This is a genomic window from Aurantimonas endophytica (assembly GCF_014196845.1).
GTDB lineage: Bacteria > Pseudomonadota > Alphaproteobacteria > Rhizobiales > Rhizobiaceae > Aurantimonas > Aurantimonas endophytica.
Genome location: NZ_JACIEM010000003.1, coordinates 531,712 through 543,287, shown reverse-complemented (window position 1 = coordinate 543,287; position 11,576 = coordinate 531,712). Strand labels below are relative to the sequence as shown.

Genomic DNA, 11,576 nt, shown 5'->3' with positions numbered 1-11,576 from the left:
GTCGCGGCTTCTCGACTGGCCTCGCGGTGGCCGTCGCGTGAACCGCCCGCACGGCTCGCCGCCGCCTTCGTTCGTGGTCGGGGAGGGGGCCGGTTTGGCCAGCGACGCACCGGTTCTGGAACGCCTGCCCCTCGCGACGAGCGCCGGGCCTGCGGCCGACACGCTCCTGTCGATCGAGGATCTGTCGGTGGAGTTCCGCTCCATGGCCGGCATGGTCAAGGCGGTCTCCGGCCTCTCGATGCGGGTCGGGGCGGGGCGCACGGTCGCGCTCGTCGGTGAATCCGGCTCCGGCAAGTCCGTCACGTCGCAGGCGATCCTCGGCCTTCTGCCGAAAAGCGCGGCGATCACCTCGGGCCGCATCCTCTTCCGCGACCCGGAGCAGGGGCTCGTCGACCTCGCTGCCCTGTCGCCGCGCAGCGCGCGTTTCCGGGCGATCCGCGGCCGGGCGATCTCGATCGTCTTTCAGGAGCCGATGACGTCGTTCTCGCCGCTGCACACGCTCGGCGACCAGATCGGCGAGGTGCTGGAAGTGCATGGCCGCGCCAGCGGCGCCGAGTTGCGCGAGCTGACGCTGGAGACGCTGCGGCTGGTGCGCTTTCCGGACCCCGCGCGGGCCATGCGATCCTATCCGTTCGAACTCTCCGGCGGGCTGCGCCAGCGGGCGATGATCGCCATGGCGGTGATCGCCAAGCCGGCGCTGCTGATCGCCGACGAGCCCACCACCGCGCTGGACGTGACGCTGCAGGCGCAGATCATCAAGCTGCTGCGCGACATGCAGGCCAGGCTGAAGATGGCCGTGCTGCTGATCACCCACGATCTCGGCGTGGTGGCCAATCTCGCCGAGGAAGTGGTGGTGATGCATCACGGCCGGGTCGTGGAGTCGGGTACGGCGGCGGCGATCTTCCATGAGCCGCAGCATCCGTATCTGATCTCGCTGATGAAGGCGGTGCCCGATCTCGAACCGGGCGACGCGCGGCGGTTGAAGCCGATCCGCGAGATCAAGGTCGATGCAAAGGCGCTGATGCAGCGCGGCGAGGATGCGGACCAGGTGCCGCCCGGGGCACCGCTCCTCGAGGTCAGGGGGCTCAGCAAGAGTTTCTCGCTGCGGCGGGACCGGCGGCTGCTGTCGCGGGCGCCGGGGCTGACCATCCACGCGCTTCGCGACGTCTCGGTCACCGTCAGGCGCGGCGAGTGCCTGGGCCTCGTCGGCGAATCCGGCTCCGGCAAGACGACGCTGGCGCGGGCCATCATGGGGGCAGTGCCGCAGACGACAGGCTCGGTGCTCCTGCATGGCGGCCGGGAGGGGACGGTGGACCTCGCCTCGGCCTCGCGCCAGCCGCTCTTCGAGGCGCGGCGGCGGATGCAGTACGTCTTCCAGGATCCGTTCTCCTCGCTCGACCCGCGCATGACGGTCGGCGCGATCCTCGCCGAACCGCTGGAAATCCATGGGATCGGCGTCGCCGGCGACCGGCGGCAACGGGTCGAGCGGCTGCTTGCCGCCGTCGGGCTCGAGCCGCAATATGCCGGCCGCTACCCGCACAGCTTCTCCGGCGGGCAGCGCCAGCGGATCGGCATCGCCCGGGCCTTGGCGCTGGAGCCGGAACTCTTGATCTGCGACGAGCCGGTGGCGGCGCTGGACGTCTCGGTCCAGGCGCAGATCCTCAACCTCCTGAAGGACCTCCAGCGTCTCTGCGGCCTGACCTACCTGTTCATCTCGCACAATCTGGCGGTGGTGAACTACGTCGCCGACCGGATCGCGGTGATGTGCGACGGCGAGATCGTGGAACTCGCGCCGCGCGAGGAATTGTTCCGCGCGCCGCTGCATCCTTATACCCGCCTGCTGATGCAGGCGGTGCCGCATGCCGACCCGTCCCGGCCGCTGGATTTCGACCATCTGCCGGCCGTCGGGCAGATCGGGCATCGCGACTGGCCGGAACCGTTCGCCGTCGTCGAGGCCCGCGACAGGCCACTGCTCGAAGCCGCGCCCGGCCACTTCGTCCGTGCAGCCAATGTCGACTTCCTCGCCGCAGCGCCCGCCGGCGCCGCCACCGGAGGGTGAGATGGCAAGGGGGGACCAGCTCGACGAGAGCATCTTCGGCTATGTCTGGCGCCATACGAAGCGCCAGCAGCTCTGGCTGTTCTTCGTCCTCGCGCTGTCGCTGCCGCTCTATTACCTGACGCTCGACCTGCCGAAGCGGATCGTCAACGGTCCGATCCAGGGCGAATGGGCGGCGGGCGAGACGCAGCCGCTGTTCCGCTGGACGCCGACCCTGCCGGACTTCCTCGGCGGCGGCACGCTGCAGCTGTTCGGCGGCATCGAGGTCGACCGGTTCGGCATGCTGGTGGCGCTCAGCCTCACCTTCCTGTTCTTCGTCGTCGTCAACGGGCTCTTCAAGTTCTATCTCTCGAACTACAAGGGCCAGCTCGGAGAGCGGCTGCTCAGGCGCCTTCGCTACGATCTGGTCGATCGCGTGCTGCGGTTTCCGACCGGACGGTTCAAGCAGGTGCGCGGGCCCGAGATCGCCTCGATGGTCAAGGACGAGACCGAGCCTGTCGGCGGCTTCGGCGGCAGCGCCTTCGCCGATCCGGCGCTGCTGCTCAGCCAGGCGGCCACGGCGCTGCTGTTCATCTTCCTGCAGAATGTCTGGCTCGGCGGCGTCGCCGGCGCGGTGGTGCTCGTCCAGCTGATCATCATTCCGCGCATGCGCCGGCGCCTCGTGGTCCTGGCGCGAGCCCGGCAGCTGACCGCCCGGCTTCTGTCCGGCCGGATCGGCGAGATCGTCGACAGCATCCCGTCGATCCGGGTCAACGACACGTCGAGCTGGGAGCGGGCTGAGATCGGCGGGCGGCTCGGCCGCATCCTGCAGATCCGCACCGACTTCTTCCGCTGGAAGTTCCTGGTCAACTTCATCAACAACCTGCTGGCCCAGACGACACCCTTCATCTTCTATCTCGCCGGCGGCTATTTCGTCATCGTCGGGCAGCTGGATATCGGCCAGCTCGTCGCTGTCATCGCCGCCTATAAGGATCTTCCCGCGCCGCTCAAGGAGCTCATCGCCTGGGACCAGTTCCGCGTCGACGTGCAGTCGAAATACGCCCAGATCACCGAGCAGTTCACCATGCCGGACCTGATCGACCCGGAACGTCAGAAGGTCTCGCAGGAGACACCGCCGCACATCGAGGGCGATATCGCCATCGTTGGCCTCAGGATCGCCGACGAGAGCGGCAACGATCTCCTCGAGCCGACCAGCCTGCGGCTGGCGCCCGGCGAGGCGGTTGCGGCCGTGGGGCCGGTCAGCGGCGGCGGCGAATACCTGGCCGACGCTCTGGTCCGCCTGGTCGAACCCGCCAGCGGGCGGATCAGCATTGATGGCCGCTCGCTCGACAGTCTTCCCGATGCCTTCGTCGGACGACGCTTCGGCTACAGCACCTCCGGGCTCTATTTCGCCCAGATGTCGGTGCGCGACGCGCTCGTCTACGGCCTGCGTCACGCACCCGTTAACGGCCACGACGGCACCGGGCGGCCGGACCCGGAGCGGCTCTCCGAGGCATGGCGATCGGGTGACGCCAGCAGCCTTTGCCCGGAAGAATGGATCGACTACGCCGCGGCGGGGATCGAAGGCCCGCAGCAGCTCTCCGGGCGGCTGGCGGAGGTGCTCGAGATCGTCGAACTGCGGGTCGACATCGCCCGTCTAGGCCTGCGCAACCGGCTTCCGGCGGATCTGCCGGAGGAGGTCGGGCCACGGGTGCTCGCGGCCCGCGCGCGGTTCCGCGAGCGGCTCGCGGAGGGCGGCGACGAGGACTATTTCGAGACATTCGATCCGGAACGCTATTCCGACTACGCGTCGCTGATCGAGAACCTCGTCTTCGGCATTCCGCTGCCAGAGGCGTTGATGGGCAATTCGCTGGCCGAGCGCCCGCAGATGCGCGAGGTGCTCAAGCAGACCGGGCTCGACGTCATGCTCTTCGATATGGGACGGCAGATCGCCGAGACCCTGATCGAGATCTTCGGCGACCTGTCGCCGGACAATCCGCTGATGGAGAGCGTCGACCTGATGTCGCCGGACGAGGTGGACGACTATCGCACGGCGCTGCGCCGCACCTCGGGCGAGGGGCCCCATTCCGGCAAGTATCGGCGAGCCTTCCAGGAACTCGCCTTCGGCTATATCGAACCCAAGCACAGGCTGGGCCTTCTCGACGACCGGATCAGGAGCGCGGTGCTGGCGGCCCGTGCCCGCTTCGGCGAAAAGCTCGAGCCGGACCTTGCCCAGGCGGTATCGGTGCATTCGCCGACGGCGCTCAATCCCGCTGCCAGCTTCCAGGACAATGTGCTGTTCGGGCGCGTGGTCGACCGCTATGCCGAGGCCGCGGCGCGGATCAACGAGGTGCTGGTGGCCACGCTCTACGATACCGGCCTCGCCGAGGTGGTGTTCGAGATCGGCCTCGACTTCGACATCGGCAGCGGTGCCAAGCGGCTGTCGGCCGGGCAGCAGCAGAAGCTGGCTCTGGCGCGGGCATTGCTGAAGCGGCCGGACCTGCTCGTCCTCAACCGACCGCTCTCGGCCCTTGACGGGGACAGCCAGCAGGCGACAATTGGGCGCGTCCTTGCCTCGCGAGAGGCCCTTGGTGTCCCGCGGCAAACGGTTTTCTGGGTTCTCAGCCATGCCGAACACGCGCATTTCTTCGACCGGACCCTGGAATTTCGGGATGGCCGGATGACCATGATCGACGCCCATGTCCCGCATCCGGTCGATGAGCCTGCGTGATGTGATGGCGACCATAACGGTGAATCGAAGAGGCCTGAAGTGACGCTCCTGAAGTCCGAAATCGACCTCTTGCGGTCCGTGCCGATATTTGCCGGCATCGAGCCGGCGCGGCTCAAGTTGATCGCCTTCACCTCGGATTCGATCGCCTATCGTGCCGGGCAGGTCATCTGCCGGCAGGGGCAGCCCGGTGACGCGGCCTATGTGCTGGTGGATGGCGAAGCCGACGTTTCCGTGGCAACGGAGGCCGGCGACTATCTGGTCGCGACGCTCCGCTCAGGCGACGTCGTCGGCGAGATATCGATCCTATGCGACACGCCCCGCACCGCGACGGTCACCGCCCGGACCGGCCTGACCGCGCTCAGGGTGCGCAAGGAGTCGTTCCTGCAGCTCTTGAAACAGTTCCCCGAGATCGCCGCGGAGGTCATGCGCGGTCTCGCCGAACGCCTGACCCACACCAACGAGGAGCTTGTCCGCGCGCGCAATCTCGCGGCGTCGAGAGGCGGCGAGGCTTGAGCCGGTTCGAACTGACCATCTGGGGCGCGCGCGGCAGCATCCCGGCGCCCGCCGCCGCCAATACACGCTTCGGCAGCGACACGAGCTGCGTCGAGCTGCGCTGCGGTGACCATGTCATCGTGCTCGATGCCGGCACCGGGATCGTCGGCTGTGGCCGCAAACTCTACAATGGCGAGGTGCGCGACGTCGACGTGCTGCTCACCCACTGCCATTTCGACCATATCATCGGCCTGCCGTTCTTCATGCCGCTCTATCATGCGGGCACGTCGGTGCGCATCCATGCCGGGCATTTCGAGGACAACACGACCTGCCGGAACATGGTGGAGCGCTTCATGTGCCCGCCCTACTTCCCGGTCACGCCGAAGCAGTTCGCCGCCGACATCAAATACTGCGACTTCCGGCCGCCCGACGTGCTCGACCTGTTCCCGGACGTGCGCATCCGCACCGTGCGGCTGAACCACCCCAATGGCGCGGTCGGCTATCGGGTCGAATATGGCGGCCGGGCCGTCTGCTACATCACCGACACCGAACACCGCGCCGGCGGCCTCGACCAGGGTATCTGCGACCTCATCGAAGGCGCAGACATCATGATCTACGACAGCATGTATACGGACGAGGAATATCCCAAGTATCGCGGCTTCGGGCACTCGACCTGGGAAGAGGGCGTGCGGCTCTGCCGCGCCGCCGGCGTGCCCCGCCTCGTCGCCTTTCACCATGACATCTCCCGGACCGACACTTGGCTCGCCGATCTCGTCGGGCGGGCGCAGGCGGTTTTTCCGGGAATGCTGGTTGCGGAAACCGGTCTCACTCTCGATATCGCCGAACGGGTACGGATCGTGGAGGCGGGCTAGATGAGCCTGACGCAACAGGTCGACGACTGGCTGCTGAAGGAAGCCCTCGGCAAGCCGAGGCTGGAAACCATTTTCGAGCAGCTGTGCCAACGGCTGAACGGCATCGGCGTGCCGATCGCCCGGGCGCGGCTCAACTGGCCGACCCTGCATCCGCTGTTCCGCGCCGAGATGATCAGCTGGCATCGCAACCAGCCTTCAGCCGTGCTGGATCACTTCCATCACCAGGACGCCAACACCGACGCGTGGCAGCGCAGCCCCTTGCGCTATATGCTGGAGGCCGATCTGCCGGTACTGCGGCGCCGTCTCGTGGGGCCTGGCCATACGCTCGACTTTCCGCTGTTCGAGGAACTCGCCGCGGAGGGCTACACCGACTATCTCGCGCTGCGGACCGAATTCTCCGAACCGGGCATGTTCATGGAGGGCCGCCCGGGCGGCATCATCGTGATCTGGGCCAGCGACCGCGCTGCCGGTTTCACCGACGAGGACCTGCGGGTCCTGCAGGAGATCCAGCAGTCCTTCGCGCTGGCCTGCAAGTCGATCATCCAGTCGCAGATCACCAGCAACATCGTCGAGACCTATCTCGGCCAGAAGGCCGGCCGGAGCGTGCTCAACGGCAATATCCGTCTCGGCGGCGGCGCCACCACGCGGGCACTCGTCTGGTATTCGGACCTGCGAAACTCGACGCGGCTCACCGGCAGTCTGCCGAGCGAAGACTTCCTCCAGCTCCTCAACGACTATTTCGAATGCGCCGCCCGCCCGGCGATCCGTGCCGGCGGCGAGGTTCTCGCCTTCATCGGCGACGCGGTCCTGGTGATCTATCCGATCGACGAGGAAACCGACCCGGAGGCGATCACCGCCCGGGTTCTGGATGCCGTCGGCGAGTCGTTCAAGATGCGCGACGAGGCCAACGCCGTTCGCGCGGCCGCCGGACGGGACCTGATCGAGTTCGGCATCGGCCTGAATATAGGCGAAGTCGTCTTCGGCAATATCGGTGTGCCCGAACGGCTTGCCTTCACCGTCATCGGCTCGACCGTGACCGAGGTGGAGCGCATCGAGAAGCTGACCAAGTCGCTCGACACGAATGTGCTCGCCAGCGCCAATGTCGCCGCTCTGGTGCCCGGTCGCTGGTGTTCTACGGGGCTGCACATGCTCAACGGCGTCGAGCGGCAAATGGAGCTGTTCACGCTCTGCCCGGAGACCCAGGCCGCGCTCGGGCTGGCCGCCGCAGCGGAATGATCGCCGGCGTCAATGGTGCGGGTCGACGGCGTCGCGCAGCCCGTCGCCGACGAAGCTGAAGGCGAGGACCGTCAGCACCACCGGCAGCATCGGCAAAAGCAGCCACGGATAGAGCGCCACCGCCTCGATGTTCTGCGCCTCCGAGAGGAGCACGCCCCAGCTGGTGATCGGCGGCCTCAGGCCGAGGCCGAGGAAGGACAGCGCCGTCTCGGCGAGGATCATCGTCGGGATCGACAGCGACGCCGAGGCGATCAGATGGCTCATGAAATTGGGCAGGAGATGGCGGAAGATGATCCGGCGCGGCCGCGCGCCGAGCATCTCCGCGGCCACGACGAAATCCTCCTCTCGCAGCGCGAACAGCTTGGAGCGGACGGCGCGGGCAAGCCCCGGCCAGTCGAGCAGCGCCAGGATCAGCGTGATCCCGAAATACACGAGCAGCGGGCTCCAGGTGACAGGCAGCGCCGCCGAAAGCGCCAGCCAGAGGGGCAGTTCCGGGATCGAGCGCAGGATTTCGGTGACACGCTGGACGACCGAATCCACCCAGCCGCCGAAATAGCCCGCCGCCCCGCCGATGGTGATGCCGAGCAGGAAGCTGAGCGTCACCCCGACCAGGCCGACGGTGAGCGATATGCGCGCGCCGTAGAGGATGCGCGACCACATGTCCCGTCCGAGGCGGTCGGTGCCAAGCAGGAACAGCGTGCCGCCTTCGGGCGGACAGACGAGGTGGGTCTGTGCCTCGACGAGGCCCCAGAAACGGTAGGTCTCGCCCTGGCAGAAGAAGCGGAGCGGCATCGGTCGGCTGGTGTCGGACGTATAGACGCGGCGCAGCGTGTCGAGGTCCAGCTGGTATTGCAGCGGATAGACGAACGGGCCCACGAAGCTGCCTTCGTGGAACAGATGCACCGATTGCGGCGGGGCGAAGATGTGGTCGGTGTGGCGCGACTGCAGCTCGTAGGGCGCCAGGAACTCGATGAAGGCGATCGAGACGTAGCTGATCAGGAGGAAGGCCAGCGATACCACGGCTACGCGGTGGCGCAGGAATCGCCACCAGATCAGCTTCGCCTGCGAGGCCCGCGCATAGGCGCCCGAAACGATCGAGCCCTCGGCGATCGTCGCCTCCGGGTCGAAGCGCTCCTGCGAGACGAAATGCGGCAGGCTGCTCATCGCGGCGTGCTCTTGCCCAGCCGGATCCGGGGATCGAGCAAAGCGAGCAGCACGTCGGAGACGAACATGCCGACGACGGTGAGGACGGCGAGGAACATCAGGAACGAGCCGGCGAGATACATGTCCTGGCTGCGCAGCGACGCGAGCAGCATCGGCCCTGTCGTCGGCAGCGACATCACCGCCGAGATGATCACCGACCCGGAAACGATCTGCGGCAGCAGCGTGCCGAGGTCGGCGACGAACGGGTTGAGCGCCATGCGCAGCGGGTATTTCAGCAGCAGGCGGCCCTCCGTCAGGCCCTTCGCCCGGGCGGTGACGACATATTGCCGGTTCAGCTCGTCGAGGAGGTTCGCCCGCAGCCGCCGGATCATGCCGGCAGTTCCCGCGGTGCCGATGACCAGCACCGGCACCCAGAGATGCGACAGGACCGAACCGATCTTGGCCAGCGACCAAGGCTCGTCGATGAATTCCGGCGCCATCAGCCCGCCGATCGAGGTGCCGAACCAGACATTGGCGAGATAGAGCAGGATCAGCGCCAAGAGGAAGTTCGGCGTCGCCAGCCCCAGGAAGCCGAGGAAGCTCAGCCCGTGATCGGCCCAGCTATACTGATGCGTCGCCGAGTAGATGCCGATCGGGAACGACACCAGGTAGACGAAGAGGATCGTGGCGGCATTGAGCAGGATGGTCATCGGCATGCGGTCGCCGACGATGTCGGCAACCGGCTGGTTGTACTCGAACGAATAGCCGAGATCGCCCTGGAGAAGGCCGCCGGCCCAGACGAGATATTGCTCCCAGAGCGGGCGGTCGAGACCGTATTCCTCCCGCAGGAAGGCGATCTTGTCGCCGCTGACGGTTTCGCCCTGGGCCTGCAGCTCGGCGATGTAGCTGGTCAGGTAGTCGCCTGGCGGCAGCTGGATGATGACGAAGACGATGACGCTGATGGCGACGAGCGTCCAGGCCATGGTGAAGAGACGCCCGCCGAGATACCGGATCACGAGGGGTTGCCTGCCACCGCCACGGCCGCGCAGTCGAAATAGAAGCCGTCCGGATTGTAGATGCCGAAATACGCCCCCGGATCGTAATTGTAGACGCCGCGCGTCGGCACGTTGTTCAGCTTGTTCGAGACGACGACCACCTGGTCGACCTCGGTGACGATGCCGATGGTGAAGACCTCGTCGGCGTTGATCGCCAGCATCTTCTTCCATATCGCCGTCCGCTCGGCCTCGTCGAGGGTCTCCCGCCAGGCACGTCGCAGGGCAATCAGATCCCGGACGCCGGCCAAGGCCGCGACGTCGCCGGGCGCCTCGCCGCCGGTGCCGCCGGTTTCCACCCACATGCCGTAGCCCGGCCATTGCAGCTGCTCGGCGGTCGCCGGCGCAAGTTCGCGCGGATCCGTTGCCGGCGTCGGCAGGCCGTTGTCGAGCCCGCTCCACACCGACATCAGCGTCGAGCCCGCCTTGACGCGGTTGCGAAATATCTCGCGCTGGGCTTCCCGGGTGAGGAGGTCGATGCCGATCTTGCGCCAATCCTCGCGAACGAGTTCCAGGACGTCGCTCTGCTCGCTGCTTTCGCCGGCGGTCTCGACGACGATCCGCATCTCGCGCCCGTCGGGGAGGCGGCGCAGCCCGTTCGGCCCGCGCATCAGGCCGAGCCTGTCGAGCAGCGCGTTGGCGGCCTGCGGGTCATAATTGGCCCAGCTCGTGCGCAGCGCCGGGTCGAAGAGCTTCGATCCGGGCAGGATCGTGTTGGCCGCCGGCTCGGCCAGCCCGTAGAAGATCGCCTTGTCGATATCGTCGCGATTGATCGCCAGCGACAGGGCGCGCCGGAAATCTGCGGTCTGCAGCACTGCGCGCCAGACAGGGTCGGCGGCGTTCAGATTCGGAAACAGCGTCACGTGCGAGCCGCGCCCCGAACGCCAGCGCCGTACCGTGTAGTCGCTGCGGGCCTCGCCGCGCTTCAGGAACGGATAGTTCGGAAAGGCCAGGTAAGCGGCCTGCAGGTCTGCCTCGCCATTCGCCACCTTGGCCGGGATCAGCTCCGGATTGGCGACGGTGAGCGATACCTGGTCGATATAGGGAAGCTGCCGCCCCTCCTGGTCGACGCGGTGAAAATAGGGATTGCGCTCGAAGATCAGCCGTTCCGCCGGCGGCTCGGTAGCGAGCTTCCATGGCTGGATTGTCGGCATGTCCGGATTGTCGTTGCGCTGGCTGCGATCCTTGTTGAAATGCAGCGCGGCCCAGTTGCGCTGGCCCGCCTTCTCGACCTTCGCGGCCAGCGCGGCCTCGTCCTGATGGCTGGCGTGGAACTTCTTGAGATAATGGGCCGGGCGAAAGATCTCGAGCGGCGTTGCCGCCGCCAGGGAGGCGAGGAAATTGGGGTTCGGCCGGCTCCAGGCATAGCGGACCTCGTAGGGACCGGGGAAGCTGACGTGCGGTTCCTCGCCGTCGACGAGGAGCTCGACCGGCACGCCGAATTTCGCGATCGCCGGGTTCTTCGCCATGTCTTCCCAGAAATAGCGGAAGTCCTCGGAGGTGAACGGTGCGCCGTCGGACCAGCGCATGCCGGGGCGGAGGTGAAAATTGAAGACGCGGCCATCCTCGACATCGACACCGGCGGCAATGTCCGGGACGATGTTGAAATCGGTGTCGTAGCCGACGAGGCGCGAATAGCCGAAGACCGGCAGGTTGCGCGTGTCCTTGGCGCTGCCGCCGAGCATCCGCAGCGTGCCGCCCAGCTGGTCGCTCGGGCAGGCGCTGTGGATCGGCATGACTCGCGGCAGCGACGGCAGGCGCTCGGCGATCGGCGGCAGGCTGCCGTCGGCAACGGCGGCGGCGAGCCCCGCGGTTTCGACCGGTCCGGCTTCAGCGCGGGGAAATCCGGGCAAGGCCAGATAGAGCGACAAAGCCAAGGCGACGGAACGGCTGCCCCGCCGCCGCGCCAATCCCGCCCTGGTCGTTTCCCGCATGGCAATGTCCCTGTCGTACGGCCACTTTAGCAGTTAGCGGCGAGCGCGGGGCGATTGTCAATCGACCGTATGCGGTGCCAC

8 protein-coding genes are annotated in these 11,576 nt (G+C 67.1%); 5 read left to right on the top strand and 3 right to left on the bottom strand.

The window, feature by feature from the left end; all coding sequences use genetic code 11:
- Positions 1 to 202 precede the first annotated feature (202 nt).
- From GGR03_RS13675 to GGR03_RS13655, 5 genes are read left to right on the top strand one after another with little or no spacing between them, the layout of a single operon-like run.
- Positions 203 to 2,059 carry a dipeptide ABC transporter ATP-binding protein gene (locus GGR03_RS13675; RefSeq protein ID WP_210292151.1) on the top strand — a complete coding sequence of 619 codons (1,857 nt, stop codon included), beginning with the start codon at positions 203 to 205 and terminating at the stop codon, positions 2,057 to 2,059.
- Position 2,060: 1 nt separating this feature from the next.
- Positions 2,061 to 4,766 (top strand): ABC transporter transmembrane domain-containing protein, encoded by a 2,706-nt coding sequence (locus GGR03_RS13670; protein ID WP_183208900.1) that lies wholly within the window; start codon positions 2,061 to 2,063, stop codon positions 4,764 to 4,766.
- A 39-nt stretch (positions 4,767 to 4,805) separates the two neighbouring features.
- Entirely contained in the window at positions 4,806 to 5,279 is a 474-nt protein-coding gene (locus tag GGR03_RS13665) for a cyclic nucleotide-binding domain-containing protein (RefSeq protein ID WP_183208898.1), read from the top strand.
- Positions 5,276 to 6,130 (top strand): MBL fold metallo-hydrolase, encoded by an 855-nt coding sequence (locus tag GGR03_RS13660; RefSeq protein ID WP_183208896.1) that lies wholly within the window; start codon positions 5,276 to 5,278, stop codon positions 6,128 to 6,130. Before GGR03_RS13665 ends, GGR03_RS13660 begins: the two co-directional genes overlap by 4 nt.
- A complete protein-coding gene (locus GGR03_RS13655) occupies positions 6,131 to 7,366 on the top strand; it encodes an adenylate/guanylate cyclase domain-containing protein (protein WP_183208894.1) in 1,236 nt (411 codons plus the stop codon). It begins immediately after the preceding gene.
- Positions 7,367 to 7,375: 9 nt separating this feature from the next.
- Here the strand turns inward: GGR03_RS13655 and GGR03_RS13650 are convergent, their stop codons facing one another.
- From GGR03_RS13650 to GGR03_RS13640, 3 genes are read right to left on the bottom strand one after another with little or no spacing between them, the layout of a single operon-like run.
- Complete coding sequence (locus GGR03_RS13650) at positions 7,376 to 8,530, bottom strand: ABC transporter permease (protein ID WP_183208892.1); 1,155 nt, start codon at positions 8,528 to 8,530, stop codon at positions 7,376 to 7,378.
- Positions 8,527 to 9,525 carry an ABC transporter permease gene (locus tag GGR03_RS13645; protein WP_183208890.1) on the bottom strand — a complete coding sequence of 333 codons (999 nt, stop codon included), beginning with the start codon at positions 9,523 to 9,525 and terminating at the stop codon, positions 8,527 to 8,529. Before GGR03_RS13645 ends, GGR03_RS13650 begins: the two co-directional genes overlap by 4 nt.
- Entirely contained in the window at positions 9,522 to 11,495 is a 1,974-nt protein-coding gene (locus tag GGR03_RS13640; protein WP_183208888.1) for an ABC transporter substrate-binding protein, read from the bottom strand. Before GGR03_RS13640 ends, GGR03_RS13645 begins: the two co-directional genes overlap by 4 nt.
- Positions 11,496 to 11,576 lie beyond the last annotated feature (81 nt).